General features: G+C 64.0%; 22 protein-coding genes. 13 read left to right on the top strand and 9 right to left on the bottom strand.

The window, feature by feature from the left end:
* Positions 1–219: 219 nt before the first annotated feature.
* Positions 220–1143, top strand: a complete 924-nt coding sequence (locus ACFSQT_RS27605; RefSeq protein ID WP_379024075.1) for a DMT family transporter — start codon at positions 220–222, stop codon at positions 1141–1143.
* Between the two features lie 15 nt (positions 1144–1158).
* On the opposite strand, the gene ACFSQT_RS27610 is transcribed toward ACFSQT_RS27605, so the two are convergent.
* Positions 1159–2061, bottom strand: coding sequence for a phosphotransferase (locus ACFSQT_RS27610; RefSeq protein WP_379024077.1), 903 nt, complete (start codon positions 2059–2061; stop codon positions 1159–1161).
* A 102-nt stretch (positions 2062–2163) separates the two neighbouring features.
* Between ACFSQT_RS27610 and ACFSQT_RS27615 the strand changes: the two genes are divergently transcribed.
* Positions 2164–2796 carry a class I SAM-dependent DNA methyltransferase gene (locus tag ACFSQT_RS27615; protein WP_379024079.1) on the top strand — a complete coding sequence of 211 codons (633 nt, stop codon included), beginning with the start codon at positions 2164–2166 and terminating at the stop codon, positions 2794–2796.
* Between the two features lie 19 nt (positions 2797–2815).
* Here the strand turns inward: ACFSQT_RS27615 and ACFSQT_RS27620 are convergent, their stop codons facing one another.
* The gene (locus tag ACFSQT_RS27620) at positions 2816–5257 is read right to left on the bottom strand and encodes a GcvT family protein (RefSeq protein ID WP_379024081.1); all 2442 of its coding nucleotides are present in this window, start codon (positions 5255–5257) and stop codon (positions 2816–2818) included.
* Positions 5254–6141 (bottom strand): phosphotransferase, encoded by an 888-nt coding sequence (locus ACFSQT_RS27625; protein ID WP_379024083.1) that lies wholly within the window; start codon positions 6139–6141, stop codon positions 5254–5256. The genes ACFSQT_RS27620 and ACFSQT_RS27625 overlap by 4 nt, the downstream gene beginning before the upstream one ends.
* A gap of 409 nt (positions 6142–6550) precedes the next feature.
* Between ACFSQT_RS27625 and ACFSQT_RS27630 the strand changes: the two genes are divergently transcribed.
* On the top strand, positions 6551–7327 hold the full coding sequence (locus ACFSQT_RS27630; RefSeq protein ID WP_379024085.1) for a DeoR/GlpR family DNA-binding transcription regulator: 777 nt from the start codon (positions 6551–6553) through the stop codon (positions 7325–7327).
* Between the two features lie 20 nt (positions 7328–7347).
* Here ACFSQT_RS27630 and ACFSQT_RS27635 read toward each other — a convergent pair whose 3' ends face one another.
* Positions 7348–8709, bottom strand: a complete 1362-nt coding sequence (locus tag ACFSQT_RS27635) for a sensor histidine kinase (protein WP_379024087.1) — start codon at positions 8707–8709, stop codon at positions 7348–7350.
* Between the two features lie 10 nt (positions 8710–8719).
* Positions 8720–9394 carry a response regulator transcription factor gene (locus ACFSQT_RS27640; protein ID WP_379024089.1) on the bottom strand — a complete coding sequence of 225 codons (675 nt, stop codon included), beginning with the start codon at positions 9392–9394 and terminating at the stop codon, positions 8720–8722.
* A gap of 294 nt (positions 9395–9688) precedes the next feature.
* On the opposite strand from ACFSQT_RS27640, the gene ACFSQT_RS27645 reads away from it, so the two are divergent.
* From ACFSQT_RS27645 to ACFSQT_RS27655, 3 genes are all read left to right on the top strand, one after another.
* Positions 9689–10288, top strand: coding sequence for a class I SAM-dependent methyltransferase (locus ACFSQT_RS27645; protein ID WP_379024091.1), 600 nt, complete (start codon positions 9689–9691; stop codon positions 10286–10288).
* Entirely contained in the window at positions 10285–10902 is a 618-nt protein-coding gene (locus ACFSQT_RS27650; protein WP_379024093.1) for a DedA family protein, read from the top strand. The genes ACFSQT_RS27645 and ACFSQT_RS27650 overlap by 4 nt, the downstream gene beginning before the upstream one ends.
* 81 nt (positions 10903–10983) lie before the next feature.
* The gene (locus tag ACFSQT_RS27655) at positions 10984–11889 is read left to right on the top strand and encodes a LysR family transcriptional regulator (RefSeq protein ID WP_379024095.1); all 906 of its coding nucleotides are present in this window, start codon (positions 10984–10986) and stop codon (positions 11887–11889) included.
* Positions 11890–11895: 6 nt separating this feature from the next.
* Here the strand turns inward: ACFSQT_RS27655 and ACFSQT_RS27660 are convergent, their stop codons facing one another.
* Entirely contained in the window at positions 11896–12378 is a 483-nt protein-coding gene (locus tag ACFSQT_RS27660) for a helix-turn-helix domain-containing protein (protein WP_379024097.1), read from the bottom strand.
* A gap of 151 nt (positions 12379–12529) precedes the next feature.
* On the opposite strand from ACFSQT_RS27660, the gene ACFSQT_RS27665 reads away from it, so the two are divergent.
* The 7 genes from ACFSQT_RS27665 (at position 12530) to ACFSQT_RS27695 (ending at position 19742) form a co-directional block, all read left to right on the top strand.
* Positions 12530–13300, top strand: coding sequence for a class I SAM-dependent methyltransferase (locus ACFSQT_RS27665; RefSeq protein ID WP_379024099.1), 771 nt, complete (start codon positions 12530–12532; stop codon positions 13298–13300).
* Positions 13301–13517: 217 nt separating this feature from the next.
* Positions 13518–14672 (top strand): ABC transporter substrate-binding protein, encoded by a 1155-nt coding sequence (locus ACFSQT_RS27670; RefSeq protein ID WP_379024101.1) that lies wholly within the window; start codon positions 13518–13520, stop codon positions 14670–14672.
* 213 nt (positions 14673–14885) lie between these two features.
* Positions 14886–15884, top strand: a complete 999-nt coding sequence (locus ACFSQT_RS27675) for an ABC transporter ATP-binding protein (protein ID WP_379024103.1) — start codon at positions 14886–14888, stop codon at positions 15882–15884.
* Entirely contained in the window at positions 15881–16849 is a 969-nt protein-coding gene (locus ACFSQT_RS27680; RefSeq protein ID WP_379024106.1) for an ABC transporter permease, read from the top strand. The genes ACFSQT_RS27675 and ACFSQT_RS27680 overlap by 4 nt, the downstream gene beginning before the upstream one ends.
* Complete coding sequence (locus tag ACFSQT_RS27685) at positions 16839–17654, top strand: ABC transporter permease (protein ID WP_379024108.1); 816 nt, start codon at positions 16839–16841, stop codon at positions 17652–17654. Before ACFSQT_RS27680 ends, ACFSQT_RS27685 begins: the two co-directional genes overlap by 11 nt.
* A gap of 29 nt (positions 17655–17683) precedes the next feature.
* On the top strand, positions 17684–19111 hold the full coding sequence (locus tag ACFSQT_RS27690) for a gamma-aminobutyraldehyde dehydrogenase (RefSeq protein ID WP_379024110.1): 1428 nt from the start codon (positions 17684–17686) through the stop codon (positions 19109–19111).
* A gap of 145 nt (positions 19112–19256) precedes the next feature.
* On the top strand, positions 19257–19742 hold the full coding sequence (locus tag ACFSQT_RS27695) for an ester cyclase (protein ID WP_379024112.1): 486 nt from the start codon (positions 19257–19259) through the stop codon (positions 19740–19742).
* Between the two features lie 52 nt (positions 19743–19794).
* Here the strand turns inward: ACFSQT_RS27695 and ACFSQT_RS27700 are convergent, their stop codons facing one another.
* The 3 genes from ACFSQT_RS27700 to ACFSQT_RS27710 all read right to left on the bottom strand — a co-directional run bounded on the left by ACFSQT_RS27700 (position 19795) and on the right by ACFSQT_RS27710 (position 21128).
* A complete protein-coding gene (locus ACFSQT_RS27700) occupies positions 19795–20109 on the bottom strand; it encodes a hypothetical protein (RefSeq protein ID WP_379024114.1) in 315 nt (104 codons plus the stop codon).
* Between the two features lie 55 nt (positions 20110–20164).
* Positions 20165–20527 carry a nuclear transport factor 2 family protein gene (locus tag ACFSQT_RS27705; protein ID WP_109666739.1) on the bottom strand — a complete coding sequence of 121 codons (363 nt, stop codon included), beginning with the start codon at positions 20525–20527 and terminating at the stop codon, positions 20165–20167.
* Between the two features lie 85 nt (positions 20528–20612).
* Positions 20613–21128: a carboxymuconolactone decarboxylase family protein gene (locus tag ACFSQT_RS27710; RefSeq protein ID WP_379024214.1), complete on the bottom strand. Its 516-nt coding sequence runs from the start codon at positions 21126–21128 to the stop codon at positions 20613–20615.
* Between the last annotated feature and the right edge of the window lie 59 nt (positions 21129–21187).

The following is a 21187-nucleotide window of genomic DNA, read 5'->3' on the forward strand; positions in this document are numbered from 1 at the left end:
AGCGGTTCACCGTTTCACGGAAACGCCGAACTGCTCTATCTGTTTGTTTTGACGCAATTCCGGACGGAAAACCGTTTCACACTTTTCCTGGAATTGCTCTAGAACAGGCCAGACCCAGCCGATTCCCGGTTCTGGCCTTGCCGATTGCCGGATTTCTCCTCGTCAAAGCAGCCGCTTGCGTCTACGACGCGGCTACGCAGGGGAGGAATCGGGATCGGCATGACGCAGCCCGTGGCGCAGAATTCGACCATCAGGAACGTGCTTCTGGCCGGCATCCTGCTGATGCTGGCCGGCGACTTCCTGTTTGCGCTGAACGACGCGATGGGCAAGTGGCTGGTCGCCAGCTTCTCCGTCGGTCAGGTGGTGCTGATCCGTTCCGTCGGCGCCTTCTTCGTACTTGGTCCGATGATCGCCCATCAGGGCACGGCCAAGCTGTTTCACATGGAGCGGCTCGAGCTGCAGTTGCTGCGCGTGGTGATGACCACGCTCGACACGGCACTGTTCTACGCCGCCGTCGTCTACCTGCCGCTTGCGGACGTCATGAGCTTCTATATGGCCGGGCCGATCTATGTCGCGGCGCTCTCGCATTTGTTGCTTGGCGAAAAGGTCGGCTGGCGCCGCTGGATGGCGATCCTGCTCGGCTTCTGCGGCGTGCTGATCATGCTGAAACCCTCCTCGGCGGCGTTCTCGCTGTCATCGGGCTTCGCGCTCGCCGGCAGCATTGCCTTCGCCTTCGCCATTATCCTCAACCGGCGGCTGCGCGGCACCAGCGACACCAATCTGGTGACATGGCAGACCATCGGCACGATGGTGGTCGGCGGCGTGCTGACCATCGGCGCCTGGCAGACGCCGTCGGCGCTCGATTTCGGCGCCATGCTGCTGCTCGGCATCGTCTCATGCGGCGCGCATCTGATGATCACCAGGGCGCTCAAGCTGGCGCCGGCCTCGACGCTGGCGCCACTGCACTACACGCTGCTCTTGTGGGCGGTGGTGTTTGGGCTGGTGTTCTTCGGTGACGTTCCAGGCCCGCGCATCCTGATCGGTTCGGGCATCGTCGTCCTCGCCGGCCTGTTCATCTTCCACCGCCAGAAAGTGGTCGATACCACGGTGCCGCCCGAAAACGTGCCGAAGGGTGTCAATTAGGTTTCCGGTGCGTGACTAGCCTTGGCGTATCGCCGCCAGGTGCCGTGAAAACTCCGGCGTTTCCATCAGCGCCTTGCAGCGCGCAAACCGGCCATCGGCATAGGCGCGGAAATCGTCGACCGGATTGTTGTTGGCGAGCTGGATCAGGCCCCACAGCGTCCAAAGCAGGTCGCACATCGCCTTGTAGATGACGATGCGGCCGCGCTCGGCCGGTTTGGCCTCGCCGCCGAAATAGGCGCGCATCATCTCTTCGTCCTGCGCCGTATCGAACTTGCCTTCGACACTGAGGTCGCCGAGGTCCCAGAGCGGATCGTTCATCCCCGAATATTCCCAGTCGACGATCCACATCCTGTCGCCCGCATCGAGAAAGTTCTCGCACAGCGGATCGCAGTGGCAGGCGACGAGCGGGAGCGGATGGGCGGCGAGTGCCGACCGAACGCTCCCGGCCTCGCGCACCACGTCGTGATAGCCGGCGGGCAGGGCGACATCCCTGGTCGACAGCACCTTGAGATAGTCGTCGATCATCGCAAACAGTTCGAAGCGGAAGGGAAACACCGCGCCGGAATTGTGCAGCTTGCGGAAGGCTTCGCCGGCGCGGGTCGGGCAGCCCGGTCGTGTCTTGAATTTTTCCGGCGACATCGTCTCGGCGCCGGCGATGAAGCGCGTCACCATGACCCCGGTGGCGGAATCGACATGCAGCACCTCGGGACTGACCCCGGCCCTTGCCGCTTCGCGCGCGGCCACCGCCTCGTTGGCGCGGTTGATGTATTCCTCGGTGCCCTTGCCGGGAATGCGCAGGCAGAACTCGCCAGCTTTGAAGACCAGGTTGGTGAGGCCACCAAGCCGTTCGAGCGGTCCGGTGTAGCCGGCCAGGATGGGAATGGCGGCAAGTGCCGCACGCGCCTCGTCTGTCACCATGCCTGCGCCCCCACGCTGTTATTTGTCTTGGCGACGGTTCCACAATTTTCGTGCTTTGGCTATCATGCGATGCGAGACCGAGGATTGGTGGACAGGACAAAAGTGGCGGACAACAAACATCAGGGCCCGCTTGCCGAGGCCTACGCGGCGAAGCGGCCAGAGGACGTTGCCGCGCTTTATGACCGTTGGTCGCAAACCTATGACGCCGACATGTCGGCCGCCGGTTACCGCCATCCGACGATCTGCCTTGCGCTGCTGACGCGCCATCTGCCGCGCGGTGCCGCACCACTGCTCGACGCCGGGGCCGGCACCGGGCTCATCGGCGAATGGCTTGATATAACAGGCTATCCCCAGGTCGAGGCACTCGACATTTCACAAGGCATGCTGGATCAGGCGGCCCGCAAGGGGGTCTACTCGGCGCTGCATTGCCTGGCGCTCGGCGGCAAGCTGCCCTTTGCCGACGACGCCTATGCCGGCATTATTTCGGCCGGCGTCTTCACCTCCGGCCATGTCGGTGCCGAGGGGCTGGACGAGCTGATCCGCATCTGCCGGCCGGGCGGCATCATCGTGCTGACAGTCAAGAACACGCTGTGGGAAGCCGGCTTTGGCGCGCGCATCGCCGAACTCGAGGCGCAAGGCGTCGTCACCCGCGTCGAGGAAACGCGTCCTTACGTCTCCATGCCGGGCGAGGCCGACACCGTGCCAAGCCGCGGTCTCGCCCTCCGCGTCGCCTGATCTACGCTTTAACGCCGATCTACGCTTTGACCTTGGCAGCTGCCGGGTCGTACATCGGCCCGAGATGGATTTTGGCCGGTGTCCGCTCCATCGCCACAACCAGTTCGTAGTCGCCCGAGGCGAGAAAATCGTCGCTCACCCCGTCGGCGTTGCGCACGTAGCCGTAGCCGATGTTCCTGCCGACCGTGTAGCCATAACCGCCGCTGGTGAGATAACCGACCGGCTCGCCATTGCGCAGGATGGTCTCGCGGCCGAGCAGCACGATCTCCGGATCATCGACCGTGAAGCCGGCAAAGCGTTTCTTCAATGCCGCGCCGATGGCTATCTCAAGCGCCCGCCGTCCGACGAAATCGGTGTTCTTGCGCAGCTTGACCGCCCAGCCGAGCCCGGCTTCCTGCGGTGTGTCGTTGGGGGTGATGTCGGAGCCCCAGGCGCGATAGCCCTTTTCCAGCCGCAGCGATTCCAAGGCGCGATAGCCGACCGGGCGGATGCCGTGCTTCGCGCCGGCCGTCATCAGCGCGTCGAAGACCTCGCCGGTCGCCGCGATCGGCACATGCAGTTCCCAGCCGAGCTCGCCGACATAGGTGACGCGCAGCGCCCGCACTGTATGGCCGGCGATGGCAATCTCGCGCACATGGCCGAACGGGAAGCTGGCGTTCGACACGTCGGCTTCGGTCACGGCCGAAAGCACGTCACGCGCCCGAGGACCCATCAGCGACAGCGTGCCGAAATCCTCGGTGACATCGACAATCTCGGCATTGAGCCCGTCGCCGATATGGTCGCCGATCCATGACAGATCATGCGTGCGGAACCCGGTGCCGGTGACGATGTAGAACTTCTCCTCGCCCAGCCGCGCCACCGTGAGATCAGCCTCGATGCCGCCGCGCGTGTTGAGAAGCTGGGTGTAGGTCAGCCGCCCGACCGGCTTGCTGACGTCGTTGGCGCAGATCCAGTCCAGCGCCTTCAGCGCGTCGGGTCCGCTCAGTTCGTATTTGGCGAAGGACGACTGATCGAAGATGCCGACCTTCTCACGCACATGCCGGTGCTCGTCGCCGACGGCCGCGAACCAGTTCTGCCGGCCCATCGAATAAACGTCCCGCGGCTCGATACCTTCTGGCGCGAACCAGTTCGGCCGTTCCCAGCCGAGCTTCGAGCCGAACACGGCGCGCTGCTGTTGCAGCCTGTTGTAAAGCGGCGAGACGATGCGTGGCCGCCCGCTGGCGTACTCCTCATGTGGGAAGCCGATCGTATAGTGCTTGCCATAGGCTTCGAGCGTACGGTCGCAGACCCATTGCCGGTCGCGGTGCAGGTTGGAAAAGCGCCTGATGTCGACCACCCACAGGTCGAGCGGCGCTTCGCCGTCGACCACCCATTGCGCCAGCACCCATCCGGCGCCGCCACCCGAGGCGATGCCGAAGGCGTTGAAGCCGGCGCCGACGAACATGTTGGCGCATTCGGGTGCCGCGCCGAGAATGAAATTGCCGTCCGGCGTAAAGCTCTCCGGTCCGTTGATCATCTGCTTGACGCCGACAGTCTCCAGCGCCGGCACACGCGCGATAGCCTGCGTCATATGCTGCTCGAAATGGTCGTAATCGTCGTCGAACAGCCGGAATTCCCAATCGTCAGGCACATCACCGGTCATCCAGGCTAGCGGGTTCGGCTCGTAGCCGCCCATCACCAGCCCGCCGACCTCCTCCTTGAAATAGGTACGCCGGTCGGGGTCGCGGATGGTCGGCGCGTCGGTCGCCAGTCCGTCGATCTTCTCGGTGATGATGTACTGATGCTTCACCGGCTGCAGCGGCACGTTGATGCCGGCCATCGCACCCACCTGCCGCGCCCATTGCCCGGCGCAGTTCACCACCTTGTCGCAGGCGATGTCGCCCTTGCTGGTCTTCACCAGCGTGATGCGGCCGTCCTTCATCTCGAAGCCGGTGACGCGCACATCCTCGAACAGTCTCGCGCCATGCATGCGCGCGCCTTTCGCCAGCGACTGGGTGATGTCGGAGGGGCTCGCTTGCCCGTCGGTCGGCAGCCAGGAGGCGCCGACAAGATCGCCGGTTTCGAGGAGCGGCCACATGGATTTGACCTCGGCCGGCGACAGCAACTGCATGTCCATGCCGAAGCTCTTCGCCGTCGTCGCCAGCCTTTTGTACTCGGTCCAGCGGTCGGCGTTGGCGGCGAGCCGCAGGCAGCCGGTCATCTTCCAGCCGGTGGCAAGGCCGGTTTCGGCTTCCAGCCCCTTGTAGAGGTCGACGGAGTACTTCAGCACGCGGGTGATCGAGGCCGACGAACGCAACTGCCCGACAAGGCCGGCGGCGTGCCAGGTCGAGCCCGAGGTCAACTTGCCCTGTTCGAGCAGCAGCACGTCGGCCTTGTGGTCGCGCGCCAGATGATAGGCCGTCGAACAGCCGATGATGCCGCCGCCGATGACGACGACCGCGGCCTGGCTGGGCAATGTCATGATTTCTGTATCCCGTACTTCGTTCTGTAGTTTTCCAGCGCCGCATCGAGCCGCGTCAGGTTTTCCTCGGTGTAGGCGACGTAGTCGATGCCGGGCGCGTCGAGGTAGAGTTCCGACACCATGCTCCACATCGCCTCGCGCAGCAGCGAGGCGCATTGCATGGCCGCGTGCGAACGGCGGATCGCCTCGTCCGGTTCCTTCATGAAATAGGCGGTCAGGAAGGCGAAGGATTCCTCGTCGCTCATGCCGGCATTCGAGGCGACGCCGGCGAGGTCGAACATCGCCGTGTTGAAGCCGGCATACTCGAAGTCGATCAGCCACAGTCTGTTGCCGTCGTCGAGAATATTGGCCGGCAAAAGATCATTGTGGCCGAAGACGATCGGCAGCAATTTCTGCGCACGCTCCAGTTCGTCGGCCAGCGTCAGCAGGCGCGGCAATTCGCTGCGCTTGCGGCTGCCGCCCTCTTCAAGCGTGCGCGCATAATCGCGAATGACGTGGAACACCCAGAACATGAAGCCGGCGCCGGAGACGTGATTGGGCATCTCCCGGTGGAAGCCGCGCATCAGCGCCGCGACACGGCCAAGATTGGCGCGCACGTCCTCGGCAAGATAGGTTTTCGCACCAAGGAACTCCGTCACCAGGATGCCCGGTTCGGCATGGAGGACGGCTGGCGCGAAACCGGCGGCGTGTGCCGCCCGCGCGGTCATCACCTCGCGCTCGCGAAAGACGTGATGGAACGGATAGTCCTGGCCGAAGCGCACGACATGCTTTCCGGCCGCATCCTTGACCACGTAATTGGCATTGCTCAAGCCGCCGGGCAGCGGCGCAATCTCGATGCCGCCGGTCCAGCAGGGCAAGGCGCGGATGCGATCCTCGGCGGTCATGGAATCATCCCGGGTTTGCTAGGCTTCGACAAGGGGCCATGGACGGCGCAACAACAACAGGGAGCAACGAAAAAATCTCGTCGGTGCGAGACGCCAGGATCGGTATCCCGCACCGCACCGACGAGCCCCACGGCCAGGTTTTTGACCCCGGCATCCGCCCCCGCGGATCTGAAAATTCCTTGCGCCAGACACGTTCAAGACGGCCTAGCCAGTGAGTTGCGGCTCTGCCATCACCCTCCTGTTGCAGCTCCGAACCCGTGTAATGTCTCGATTTCACGCCAAGGTTGCCTGCCTGTCAACAAAAAGCTGTGACTTTTTTTGGGTATTTTGCCCGAAATCATCGGGCAATTCCTTTAAAACCACTCGAATTAGCTTAGAATCGGGCAAAGGGCTAAGTCGGGAAACCCAAATGGTCCATTCAAAACGACACGGCGAGATCCTGCGGCTGCTGCAGGAAGAGGGGACCGTCACCATTGCCAGCCTGGCCGACCGGCTGGGCGTCTCACTCGAGACCGTGCGCCGGGACGTCAAGCCACTCACCGGCGACGGCTCCGTCCTCAAGATGCATGGCGCCATCAGCCTGCCGTCGATGATCGGCGAAGCGCCATTCGAACGGCGCATGCGCGAGAATGCCGACGCCAAGCGCGTCATCGCCCGCATGGTTGCCGCCACCATCCGCGACGGTGAATCGATCATGCTCGACACCGGCACGACGACCTCGTTCCTGGCCCGTGAACTGCTCGGCCACCGGCGCCTGACGGTCGTCACCAACTCGTCGGACATCGCCCGCACGCTGGCCACCGTCAACGGCAACAAGGTCTACATGACGGGCGGCGAATTGCGCAGCGATTCGGGCGCCGCCTTCGGGGCCTCGGCCATCGACTTCGTCAGCCGTTTCTCGGTCAGCCACGCCATTATCTCCACCGGCGCCGTCGATGCTGTGATGGGCGTCATGGACTATGATCTGGAAGAGGCCGAGTTCGCCCGCATGGTGCTGTCGCGCGGCCAGCGTTCGCTCGTCATCACCGATCACAGCAAGTTCGGCCGCCTGGGCCTGGTCCAGGTCTGCGGCCTCGACGGCTTTTCCGAACTCGCCACCGATCGGTCGCCACCACGCGACATTGCCGCGGCCCTCTCGCAAGCCGGCGCGCGGCTCAGCATTGCCGGCGGCACAGCCGGGTTCTAAATCCGGAACCTGAAAGAGGCCTATGCGGGCAAAGCGCGAAAAGTCATCCTGAAGCAGGCGCCGCTCGGCTTGCCGTCGAGGATCTCGATGCGTCCGCCATGCAGGTGCATGATTTCCTGCACCAGGTTGAGGCCGAGCCCGGCACCGTGATCCCGCGGCCGCAGCCGGTAGAAGGGCTCGAAGATGCGCTCCCGCTCGCCCAGTGGCACACCGCCGCCCTCGTCCCGCACCTCGATGATGGCAGGGGCGGTGACGACGACGGTGATCTTGCCGGCACGGCCGCCATGCTCGATGGCGTTCTGGACGAGATTGGTGACGGCGCGTTCGATCGCGGTGCGGTCGCCGGTGGCGAAAACCGTCTCTCTCGCCGGTTCGAACGACATCTCGTATCCGGCCGAAAACGCCATCGGCGCGAGGTCGACAATGACGCCGCGGGCGATCGCCACAAGGTCGACCGTCTCGAAAGCCGCCGCCTGCCGGTCGAGGCGCTGCAGGTCGAGCAACTGGTCGGTCAGCGTCGAAAGCCTGGCCGCGTCCTGCAGCAGCCGCGCCCGTTCCGGTGTCGCCGGTAATGAGGCAAGGCGCGTGTTGAGGATGGCGACCGGCGTCCGGAGCTCATGTGCCGCGTCGGTCAGGAAACGCTTGTGTCGCTCATAGCCCTTGTCGAGGCGCGCGAGCGCGGCATTCACCGCCTTCACCAGCGGCGTCACTTCCATCGGCACGTCCTTCAGCGGCAGCTGTACGCCGCGCTGGTCGATGTCGATGCGCTCGGCCTCGGCGGCCGCAAGGCCAAGGCCCGAAAGCGCGCCGCGCACCACCCAGGGCGTCGCGAACAGCGTGGCCAGCGCCATCAGCCCGGCAAGTGGCAATATCCCCTGCAGGAAGAATTGTGGCGCCTGCCCGAGCAGGCGCAGCAGCGAAAGTCCGCCCTTGGTGCCGGTCATGATCTGGACGTTGCCGGCCGCCGTATCGGTCCAGCGTATCTTTCCCGCCGGCGGCGCGGCTTGCCCGAGGGCATGGTCGAAACGGGCGTCGCTGATGTTGTCCAGCAGCCCGACAAAGGGCTGGAAGCTGGCAGGCACCCTTCCCTCCTGCAGCCGCTGCCCCTGCTTGTCGCGGATGATGAACCAGAGGTCCGCAACGTTCGATCGCAGCGTCGTCATATCCGGCGTCTCGTTGAGGACAAGCCTGCCGCTCGCATCGCGCGCCAGCGCATCCGCCAGCACGTCCATTGTGCCGTCCTCGTAATCATGCGGAATGAGCCCGGTGGCCAGCATGGTGCCGAGAATGCCGACGATGATCAGCGTCAGCATCGCGCATTGCAGCAACGCGATGCGCAGCACCAGGCTCCATTTGAGCGAGCGCGGGCGTCTGATGCTCATCGCGTGGCGCTCATGTCGTTTCGCGCAAGAGATAGCCGACGCCGCGGATGCCGTTGATCGTCACGCCACTGTTTGCGTCGGCAAGCTTTCGGCGCAGGCGCGAGACGTGGGTGTCGAGCGCGTTGGACTGGATTTCGTCGTCGAGGCCGAACACTGCTTCCATCAGCGCCTCGCGCTGCACCATGCGGCCGGTGCGTCGCATCAGCGCCTCCAGCACCAGAAGCTCGCGGCGCGGCAGGCTGAGCGGCTCGCCGCGGATCGACGCCTCGCGATACCCGACATCGAGCACCAGATGGCCGGCGCGGATGAACTGCGACTGCATCGGCACCGGGCGCCTGAGCAGCGCACGCAACCGGGCCAGCAATTCCTCGAAGGCGAACGGCTTCGCCAGATAGTCGTCCGCTCCCATGTCCAGCCCATCGACCTTGTCCGACGTATCGCCCTTGGCCGTCAGCATCAGCACCGGCGTGTTGTTCTTCGCCGAACGCAGTCTCGGCACCAGCGCCAGCCCGTCGCCATCCGGCAACTGCCGGTCGAGCAGGATGGCGTCGTAGCTGTCGGCGGCAACGAACCCCTCCGCCTCGAACAGCGAGCCGGCGTGATCGACGACCATGTCGTGGCGCTTAAGGGCGGCACGCAAGGCGGAAACCATTTCAGGTTCGTCTTCGACCAGCAAGATACGCATCCATCATCCCCTCACGAAGGCCAGGGCTGCGGGCGCTACAACGCCAACATTGCGCAAGCATGGCAAAGCCTGGCGTCGGGCGTCGGCGCGCCTTTCTTCGCATCTGCCACCTTGCGCAATGTCTATGCAATCCAGTCGCGGCAAACAGTGCGGGTCGAGTGTCGGCGATTCGCCCGCGACCGACACCAAGGCGTCGGGCCGAAAATGGAACTGATTTCGGGTCCGACGCCGAAACAAAAGCTGCAAGTGGCCGCAATCCGGTTGGAGCGCTGTGGCCCAGGATTGAGGTTGGCCATGCCTGCAAGTGATGCCTTGTCTTTTCTCGCCGCGTGGACCGTGGCGCCGTTCAGGGTCGGCTCCGTCACGCCGTCCAGTTCCAGCCTGGCGGCGCTGATGACGCGCGACATCGGTCTCGGCACCGGCCCGGTGCTGGAACTTGGTCCCGGAACCGGCCCGTTCACCAGGGCGATGCTGGCGCGTGGCGTCAATGAAGAGGATCTGACGCTAATCGAGTCCGATCCGGATTTCGCCGCGCTGCTCAGGCGGCGCTTCCCAGCGGCCCGGCTGTTCGAAATGGATGCCGTCGGTCTGTGCCAGCTGTCGCTGTTCCAGCGGCCGGTGTTCGGCGCCGCGGTCAGCGGGCTGCCTTTCCGCCTGATTTCGCCGCGCAAGACGCACGCCATTCTCGATGGCGTTTTCGCAAATCTCCGCCCGGGCGGTGCCCTCTATCAGTTCACGCTCGGCCGGCGCTGCCCGTTCGACCAGTCGCTGCTCGATCGGCTCGACCTCGAGGTCACGCGGGTCGGCCACACCTTCCGCAATTTCCCGCCGGCAACGGTCTATCGCGTCGCCAGGATCAAGACGCTCAGCACCTATGACTGGCGCTTCGCATGACCGGGCCGCTATCGGCCATTCTCGGCTTCGGCTTGTTCGGCGTCTTCTGCGTGGCCTTCACCGAAAAGATACTGCCGATCCCGCCCTCGCACGTGCTGCTGCTGTTCCTTGGCATGACGGCGGCCCCGGATGGCGTGACACTGCTGATCCTGCTGACGGTGACGACGCTTGCCTCCACCAGCGGTTGCCTTGTCTGGTATGCGGTCGGTCGCCGGATCGGATTTGACCGTGCTGGCAGGCTGGTCGAACGCTTCGGCCGATATGTCTTCCTGCGCCCCGCAACCTACCACAAGCTTGGTCAGACCTACCGCCGCAATCATCTCGGGATCTCGCTGTTGGCGCAGTTCATCCCGACTGTGCGCAACTATCTCCCGATCGCGGCCGGCGCGCTTTGTCTGCCTGCTTTGCCCTTCGCGGCCGCGACGCTGCTCGGCGCCATGCTCTGGAATGCGGGCTTTCTCGTCACCGGTTATCTGCTGCATGGCAGTGGCCAGGACTCCTTCAAGCTCGGCTTCCGCATCATTGTCATCGTCGTCGCGCTGGAGACGGCATTCATGCTTGCGCTGCGCTATGGCCCCGCCTGCCGGCGGCGCATCAGGCTGGTGCTCGGCTGAGCCTACAGCACCAGTCTCCAGTCATGGGATAAGCTCTGCCATCGGCTTTCCTTCGCGACTGCGCCGGTGTTTAGTCCGGCCATGGCCTTCACCATCCGCCAGTTGCAGTTCTTCATCGCCGTTGCCGAGCAAGGCACGGTGTCGGGCGCCGCGCAGAACCTTTCGATCTCGCAATCGTCGGTCACCGAAGCGATCAAGGAACTCGAAAGCGATCTCGGCGTCGAACTGTTCGAACGCCATCCGCGCGGCCTGAACATCACCCACAAAGGCCACCAGTTCCTGCGCCACGCGACAAAAATCCTTGCCGACGTTTCCGACGCACGCCGCTCTTTCTCCGGCGAGCAGGCAGCAGTGGGTGGCCGGCTGCAGCTTGGCGTCACCTCGCTGGTCGCCGGCTATGTGCTGTCGGATCTGCTTGCCCGCTACCGCCGCGCCTATCCGGGCGTCGAGGTCTCGGCCATCGAGGACAATGGCGACTATCTCGAACATCTCTTGATCGGCGGCAAGCTCGACATCGCCGTGATGGTGACGTCCAACCTGCGCGACCGCACGGCGCTGCAGTCGGAAATCCTCGAGGTCTCGGCCTATCGCCTCTGGCTGCCGCTCGGCCACCCGCTCGCCGGCGCCGACATCATCGGCATTGGCGACATCGCCGGCGAGACGCTGATTATGCTGACCGTCGACGAGATCGAGGAGAACACCGGTAAGCTGCTGACGGCGATCGGAGCCAAGCCGCATGTCGCCTTTCGTACCCGTTCGGTGGAGGCCGTGCGCAGTCTGGTCGCCACCGGCGCCGGCGTGGCATTGCTGCCCGATCTCGTCTACCGGCCCTGGTCGCTGGAAGGCGACCGCATCGAATCGCGCGATATTTCCGGCTCCTTGCCGGTGGTCCAGGTCGGCATGGTCTGGCGGCGCGGTTCCAGCCTGCCGCAGGCCGCGCGCGATTTCATCGGCCTTGCCCAGTCGCAGCGCACGGTCCGCCGCTAATGTGGCCTATTCCAAGTGAACGTCGCCAGTCTCGCGCTTGCGCCTTGTGATGGAAACCGCCTCCGCCTTGAACGGCCCGACCGGAGCAACCTCGAAGCGGCCGGCGCCCGCAAGCCTGACGGCGCGGCGGAACGTCGGGCACTCCATCGGCCGGGCGGCCGGACATCTGGCGGCGTGACGCAAAGCCTCTCGGATCGCGGTCAGGCGCTGGATGGTGTGGTCCAATTCGTCCGCCTTGGCATCCAGGCGCCCTCGATCCATTTTCGGCAGGCCGTCGGGCCTCAGCATCGCGGAAATCTCGTCCAGTGCGAATCCACCGGCGCGTCCAAGCATGATCAAGGCGAGCCGTTCCAGGACGGCCGGGTCGAACAAGCGGCGCAGGCCGCGACGGCCGATCGAGGTGATGAGGCCCTTTTCCTCGTAGTAGCGAAGTGTCGAGGCGGGCACGCCGGTGCGGCGCGACACTTCGGCAATGTCCATATCTTTCATGCTTGACCTCAAGTCGGCTTGAACTCGTAAAGTGCTCGCGACGATCGGTTAGAGCAACAGAAAAGCGAGGTCCGTTATGCCGCAATCCGCGCAGCCAAACACAAGGCAATCCGCGCTCTGGAACGACACCAGCGGAAAGGCCTGGGTCGCGATGCAGCCGATCCTCGACCCGATACTGGCGCCGTTCGAGCGGCTGGTCGTCGATGCCGGCTATCCCGGGGAAGGGGGCAATGTCCTGGACATCGGCTGCGGCGCCGGCGCCACAACTCTGGCGATGGCGTGTCGCGTGGGCAACGATGGACGTTGTGTTGGGCTCGACATCTCTCAGCCGCTTGTCGCCCTGGCGACGGAGCGCGCGGCGGTGGAAGAGGTAGCAAACGCAAGTTTTGAAGTGGGCGATGCCCAGGCGTATGCGTTCGAATTCGCACACTTCGACGCTGTTGTCTCGCGCTTTGGCGTCATGTTCTTCGATGATCCCGTGGCCGCGTTCGCCAACATAAGACAGGCCGCAAGGCGCGGTGGCAAACTCGCCTTTGTTGCATGGCGCAGTCCGGTCGAGAATGATTTCATGACGACCGCCGCGCGAGCGGCTGCGCCTTTCCTGCCGCCCGCACCCGCGCCAGACCCCGATGCGCCGGGGCAGTTTGCCTTTGCCAACGGCGCCAGGGTGAAGCGGATCCTTGAAGCGAGCGGCTGGTCGTCAATCGAAGTCGAAAAGGTGGATGTCCAGTGTCGGATCGCCGAAGGTGATCTGATGACATATGTCACCCGGCTAGGGCCGGTCGGCGCCGCGCTGCGCGAGGTTGACCGGGCAACGGCCGAAAAAATCACCACCGTGTTGCCTGCTGCGTTCGCGCCTTTCGTGGAGGACGGTGAGGCTCGCTTCAATGCCGCCTGCTGGCTGGTGACGGCGCTGGCTTGAAGGCGCGCTCGGCTATCGGAAAAACCGATATCGCCTTTCTGATAAATGAATTTGCGAAACCGGTTTTTTCAAAGCACCTTTCGTTTTCAGGGACCAAAGCCGCCACCAGAGCGACATCGAGTCCAACGGACGAACTGACAGTTTTTCAGTCCGCGCGTGACCGCTAGCGAAGACCGAAACCGGCTTCGCGGTCAGGCGCCAAAATGGGAGATCGACGATGAATTCATTCCTGAAGTCATGCACTGCTTTGACGGTCGCGCTGACCTTCTCCGGCCAGGCCGTCGCCCAGGTCAAGGAGCTTGGCAAGGGCGAAGGCCAGGTCAACATCGTTGCCTGGCCGGGCTACATCGAACGCGGCGAAACCGACAAGGGCTATGACTGGGTGACTTCGTTCGAGAAGGAGACCGGCTGCAAGGTCAACGTCAAGACCGCCAACACCTCCGACGAGATGGTCTCGCTGATGAACGAGGGCGGCTTCGACCTCGTCACCGCTTCAGGCGATGCATCGCTGCGCCTCGTTGCCGGCAAGCGCGTGCAGCCGATCAACACCGATCTCATCCCGAGCTGGAAGACGGTCGACGACCGTCTCAAGGATGCCCCGTGGTTCACCGTCGGCGGCGTCCACTACGGCGTTCCCTATCAGTGGGGCCCGAACATCCTGATGTACAACACCGAGGTGTTCAAGGAAGCGCCGAAGAGCTGGAACGTCGTCTTCGAGGAAATGAAGCTGCCGGACGGCAAGTCCAACAAGGGCCGCGTCCAGGCCTATGACGGGCCGATCCACATCGCCGATGCCGCCAACTATCTGATGTTCCACAAGCCGGAACTCGGCATCAAGGACCCCTATGAATTGACCGAGGACCAGTACAAGGCAGCGCTCGACCTGCTGCGCGTCCAGCGCACCCTGGTCGGCCGCTACTGGCACGACGCCGCCATCCAGGTCGACGATTTCCAGAACGAGGGCGTCGTCGCTTCCGGCTCGTGGCCGTATCAGGTCAATGCGCTGGTCGCCGCCAAGAAGCCGGTCGCCTCGACCGTGCCTGAAGAAGGCGTCACCGGCTGGGCCGACACCACCATGATGGAAGCCGATTCGGCCAACCCCAACTGCGCCTACATGTGGCTCGAGCATTCGCTGTCGCCGAAGGTGCAGGGCGACGTCTCGGCCTGGTTCGGTTCGCTGCCGGTCGTGCCCGCCGCCTGCAAGGGCAACGAGCTGTTGACCGACGAAGGCTGCAAGACCAACGGCTACGACAATTTCAAAAAGATCAAGTTCTGGAAGACGCCGGTGTCGAAATGCGCCAGCCAGAGCGACCAGTGCGTGCCCTACTACCGCTGGGTGTCGGACTATATCGGCGTCATCGGCGGGCGGTGAGTGCCCTTACCCTCCCCCTTTTGGGGAGGGTCGACGCGCAGCGTCGGGGTGGGGGTCTGCCCTGACACGGTTTGCTTGTGAAATCACCCCCACCCGCGGCTTCGCCGCGACCCCCCCCATCGAGGGGGGTGAAGCGGCGCGCGAATTCGCCATCCTAGCCAAGGTTCTGCAGGTGAGGATGACAAAACTAAACCGGCAACAGGCTGACAGCCCATGACCTCCGCCGTCTCCTTCCGACAAGTTTCGCGCCATTTCGGCAGCGTTCGTGCTGTCGACGCGGTCGATCTCGACATCGCCCCGGGCGAGTTCTTCGCCATGCTCGGGCCGTCCGGTTCCGGCAAGACCACCTGCCTGCGCCTCATCGCCGGTTTCGAGCAGCCGACCGCGGGCTCGATCTCGATTTTCGGCGAACGCGCCGAGGGCGTGCCGCCCTATCGCCGCAACGTCAACACCGTGTTCCAGGATTATGCGCTGTTCCCGCACCTCAACGTGCTCGACAACGTCGCCTACGGGCTGATGGTCAAGGGCGTCGGCAAGGCTGAACGGCACAAGGCGGCGGAAGAGGCGCTGTCGCTGGTGCGGCTGCCCGGCTATGGCGCCCGCCGCCCCGGCCAGCTTTCCGGCGGCCAGCGCCAGCGCGTCGCGCTCGCCCGCGCGCTGGTCAACCAGCCTAAGGTGCTGCTGCTCGACGAACCGCTCGGCGCCCTCGATCTGAAGCTGCGCGAGAACATGCAGGAAGAACTGAAGTCACTGCAGAAGGCGCTCGGCATCACCTTCGTCTTCGTCACCCACGACCAGGGCGAGGCGCTGTCGATGGCCGACCGCGTCGCCGTCTTCAACGACGGCAAGATCATGCAACTCGGCACGCCGGAGGATATCTACCAGCGGCCCCGTACGCGCTTCGTCGCCGATTTCGTCGGCTCTTCCAACGTATTGCCGCCGGACTTCGTCCAGCGCTATTCCGGCCAGCATCGCTGGGGCAGTCTGCGCCCCGAATCCATTCGCGTCGGCCGCGCGGCGAGCGGCGAAGGCGTTTCCGCCCGCCTCGTCTCGACCAACTATCTCGGCGCCACGACGAAGCTGGCGCTCGACGCTGACGGATTGAAGCTGCACGCCATTGTGCCGGCCGGCACGGTCTTGCCCGGGGAAGGCGAGTCGGTCGTGCTCACCTTCAACCGCGAGAACCTGCATCTGATGGACGAACCGGTATGAGCCTCGACGCCGCCATGCCGCGTGCCACGGCCCCCGCCATCCTGCCGGGCAGCGGCGGCTTGCGCGGTGCGCTGTCGGATCTTTTTTGGCGCAGACCCAAGGTCCTGCTGTTGCTCATGCTGCTGCCGCCGGTGCTTTGGCTTGGCATCGTCTATATCGGCTCGCTGTTCGCCCTGCTGGCGCAGAGCTTTTTCTCCATCGACGAGTTCTCCGGCCTGATCAACCGCGAGTTCACGTTGAAGACCTATGGCGACCTGTTCCAGGCCGCCAATCTCGACATCATCCTGCGCACGGTGACGATGGCGGCTCTGGTCACGCTGGCCTCGGTCGTCGTCGCCTTCCCGATCGCCTACTACGCGGCGCGCTATGCGCGCGGCCGCTGGAAGGCGCTGTTCTATCTCGGCATCATGCTGCCGCTGTGGTCGAGCTACCTGGTCAAGATCTACGCCTGGAAGCTGATCCTGGCCAAGGAAGGCATCCTCACCTGGCTGTTCGGCAAGCTGCATCTGCAATGGCTGCTCGACGCCTGGCTGTCGCTGCCGGTCGTCGGCGGCAACTCGCTGTCGGTGTCGTTCACCGGCACCTTCATCGTCTTCGTCTATGTCTGGCTGCCGTTCATGATCCTGCCCGTGCAGGCGGCGCTCGAGCGCGTGCCGGGCAATCTGGTCGAGGCCTCGTCCGATCTGGGAGCTTCGCCAGGACAGACCTTCCGCAACGTGCTGTTCCCGCTGGCGTTGCCGGGCATCGTCGCCGGTTCGATCTTCACCTTCTCGCTGACGCTCGGCGACTACATCATCCCGCAGATCATTGGCACCTCGCGGCTGTTCATCGGTCAGGCGGTCTATTCGCAGCAAGGCACCGCCGGCAACATCCCGCTTGCAGCCGCCTTCACCGTCGTGCCGATCGTCATCATGGGCTTCTATCTCTGGGGCGCCAAGCGCATGGGGGCCTTCGATGCGCTCTGATCGTGGCCAATCCGCTCCACTCGGCCTTAAGGCCGCCGCCGCTTGCGGGCTGCTGTTCCTGCATCTGCCGATCCTGCTGATCTTCGTCTACGCCTTCACGACGGAGGAGAAGAGCTTCGTCTGGCCGCCGCCGGGCTTGACCACGCAATGGTTCGCCGTCACCTGGAACCGGCCGGACGTCTGGCAGGCGCTGTCGCTGTCGGTGAGGGTTGCAGCGATCTCGACCGCGATCGCGCTCATCCTCGGCACGCTCTGCTCGGCGGCGGTGTCGCGGACCAGATTCTTCGGTCGCGAAACCATCTCGCTGCTTGTCATCCTGCCGATCGCGCTGCCCGGGATCATCACCGGCATCGCCTTGCGCTCGGCCTTTTCGCTGGCAGACATTCCGTTCTCGTTCTGGACGATCGTGCTCGGCCACGCCACCTTCTGCGTCGTTGTCGTCTACAACAACGCCGTCGCCCGTTTCCGTCGCACCTCCGGTTCGATGATCGAGGCGTCGATGGATCTCGGCGCCGACGGCTTCCAGACCTTCCGCCATGTGGTGCTGCCCAACATCGCCACCGCGCTGCTCGCCGGCGGCATGCTCGCCTTCGCGCTGTCCTTCGACGAGGTCATCGTCACCACCTTCACCGCCGGCCAGCAGCAGACGCTGCCGATCTGGATGCTGGAAGAGCTGATCCGTCCGCGCCAGCGCCCGGTCACCAATGTCGTGGCGATGGTAGTGGTGCTGGTGACGCTGCTGCCGATCCTCGCCGCCTACTACCTGACCCGCGACGGCGATCAGATCGCCGGTTCAGGCAAATAATTTCAAAAGTTCATAAGGGAGAGACTTCCATGGACACCCAGATGCTGATCGGCTCGAAATTCGAGAAAGGCAACGAAACCGAGGAGCCGATCCTCAATCCAAAGACCGGGGCGACCATCCTCAACCTGCCCGAAGCCAGCCAGGCGCAGATCGAGGCGGCAGTCACGGCCGCCGAACAAGCGTTCGTCTTGTGGTCGCGCACCACGCCGGCGCAGCGCGCCGGCTACCTCCTGAAGATCGCCGACCGCATCGAGGCAGCGGCGCAAGAGTTCGCCACGCTCGAGGCACTCAACTGCGGCAAGCCGATCAACGCCGTGCTCAATGACGAGATCCCCGCGATCGTCGATTGCTACCGCTTCTTCGCCGGCGCGGTCCGCTCCATGCCGGGCGTCGTCGCGGGCGAATACATCCCCGGCCACACGTCGATGGTGCGCCGCGACGCCATAGGTATCGTCGCCTCGATCGCGCCCTGGAATTATCCTTTGATGATGATGGCCTGGAAGCTGGCGCCGGCGATCGCCGGCGGCAACACCGTCGTCTTCAAGCCGTCGGAGCAGACGCCGCTGACGACGCTCAAGCTGGCGAAAATCCTCGCCGAAATCCTGCCCGAGGGCGTTGTCAACGTCGTGCTCGGCCGCGGCGACAGCGTCGGCAACGCGCTGATCAACCATCCCAAGGTCAACATGATCTCGATCACCGGCGATGTCGCCACCGGCAAGAAGGTGCTGCAGGCTGCCGCCAAGTCTGTCAAGCGCACGCATCTCGAACTCGGCGGCAAGGCGCCGGTCATCGTTTTCGACGACGCCGACCTCGGCGCGGTGGTCAACGGCCTGCGCGCCTTCGGCTACTACAATGCCGGCCAGGATTGCACTGCCGCCTGCCGCATCTATGCCGGCAAGAAGATCTACGACAAGCTCGTCGCCGATCTCTCCTCAGCCGTCTCGACCATCAGGTACAATCGTCCGGATGATACCGAAAACGAGATCGGGCCGCTGATCTCACGCCGCCAGCGCGACCGTGTCTCGAGCTTCGTCGAGCGCGCCTCGGAATTGAAGCACATCGAGATCACCACTGGCGGCAAGCCGGGCGAGGGCTCGGGCTTCTACTATCAGCCGACCGTCGTTGCCGGCGCGCTGCAGGAAGACGAGATCGTGCGCCGCGAAGTGTTTGGCCCGGTCGTTTCGGTCACCCGCTTCTCGGAGGTCGACGAGGCGGTGAACTGGGCCAACGACAGCGACTATGGCCTGGCGTCATCCGTGTGGACCAAGGATGTCTCCCGCGCCATGGCGACGGCCGCCCGCCTGCAATATGGCTGCACCTGGATCAACACCCATTTCATGCTGACCAACGAGATGCCGCATGGCGGGTTGAAGCAGTCCGGCTACGGCAAGGACATGTCGCTCTATGCGCTGGAAGACTACACCGCCGTGCGCCATGTGATGGTCGCTCACGGCTAGAGCAATTCCAGGAAAAGTGTGAAACGGTTTTCCGTCCGGAATTGTGTCAAAACAATGAGTTAGAGCAGGTTGCCGGTTCCGTGAACGGGTGAGCTGCTCTAGCGCGCGGAAGGAAGGCAAGCATTCAACAAGGGAGGAAAGAACCATGCATCGTCGCCAATTTCTGACATCCGCAGCTGTCGCCGCCGCGCTCTTCGTCGCGGCGCCGTCCTTTGCCGCCGATACCGCGCAATCGGTGGTCGAAGCCTATGTCGCCGCCTGGAACGCCCATGACTCGGCCAAGGCGGCCGGCTACTTCGCCGATGACGTCACCTACTACGACGCTTCTGTCGGCAAACCTGTCACGGGTCGGGAGGCCGCCAAGACCGGCGTCATCGACAATTTCCTGAAAGCAGTCCCCGACGCGGTGTGGACGATGAAGGGAGCGCCCGTCGTAGAGGGCGACCGTGTCTCATTCGAATGGGAATTTTCCGGCACCAATACCGGCCCATGGGCCGACGGCACCGCCGCCACCGGCAAGAAGTTCTCCTTCACCGGCGCCTCGATGTTCTCGATCAAGGACGGCAAGATCGCCACCCAGAGCGACTATTACGATGCGCTCGGCTTCTACAAGCAGCTTGGCCTGATGTAGTCGCGCCGTCTGCTTGCCTTCTCCCCGTTGCCGGGGAGAAGGGCGTCGGCCACTATTCCACGATGCGATAGATGTTCCACAGGCTGGTGCCCGATACGACATAGGGCTCCATTTCCTTGCCCCATTTGGCGTGGGCGTCGATCTTGCTGATCTTGGCAAAGAACGTCTCCAACTGGGCCAGGCTTTCGACCTGGTGATGCGACTCGACCGTCGCTTCGCGCGCGCCGATCGATCCGGTCATGATCTGGAACTTCAGGTCGGCGATGCCGACCTGCGAGCCGATCTCTCGCTCCCATTTCTTCAACAGCTCAAGCACGGTCTGCTTGTGCCCGAACTTGGCGTCGATCTGCCATCTGGCGCTGAACATCTTCTTCTCCTCCGGGTTTGCGGCCCAAGCCGCGGTTGATTTAGTCGCGGTTGGCCTATTCGTCCCAGGCCTGCACGACGGTCTGCCGTGCGATCCGCCCGTTCTTCAGCTCCAGCATCGCCGCGGCGAACACTTTCGTGCCGTCCGGATAGGCGCAGGCCTGGGTGAAGGCGAGGCTGTCGCCGTCGGCGATCGTGGTATCGACCTTGTGGGTCATCGCCCGGCTGCAGATGTCGTCCCAGAACGTGCTGATCGCCGCGCGCCCGCGGATTTCGCGCGGCTTGCTCGGTGGGTTGTTGCGGTCGATCACCCGCACCAGCGCGTCGTCGGCATAGAAGCTCGAGAGCATCTTTCCATCACGGCCTTCGATCGCCTTCTTGATCGCCGCGCCGTCCACGGTCTGTGTCTTGGTCAGCATTTTATCCTCCATGTGCCCGTCTTCGCGATCGGGCGATTGATGATCACAGATGCTGTCCGGCGGTCATCGCCGGGCAGGGATTTCTTCACTGCGACTTCGCCTTGACGGCCGCGAACACGTCGTCGGTCTGCTTCTTGAAGGTCGCGAGGTCGACCTGGCTGCCGTTGAGCATCGTCGACCAGTGGCGCACGATCGCGGCCATCGCCACTGCCTCCTTGATCTCCTCGTCGCTGGCGCCGTTGAGCTTGGCCGCCTCGGTATGGAAATAGATGCAGTATTGGCATGGGATCTGCGCCGCGACGGCGAGCCCCAACAATTCCTTGGTCTTGCCGTCGAGCGCGGTCTTTGGGTTGAGCTGCACGCCCTTGATCTCGGCCCAGGCGCCGGCAACGGCCACATCCGGCAGCGTCTTGAACATGTCCGGTACGGAGCCGAGCGTCGCCTGGATGTCCTTGTAGGCAGCCGACGCGGACGCGTCCTCGGCCTTTGCCGGAGCGACAGCGAACAACGCTCCAACACCTGCCGCCATCACCAGCGATTTGAGTGTCCGGTTTGACTTCAGCACTTCATCCTCCCTTCGCAGCGCCTTTTCCGGCGACATCTGCCTGGCCTGCATGGAGAGAATAGATAGCGCTTGCATGTCCCGCGCCGCTTCGCCCG

The organism is Mesorhizobium calcicola (genome assembly GCF_042682105.1).
GTDB classification, from domain to species: domain Bacteria; phylum Pseudomonadota; class Alphaproteobacteria; order Rhizobiales; family Rhizobiaceae; genus Mesorhizobium; species Mesorhizobium calcicola.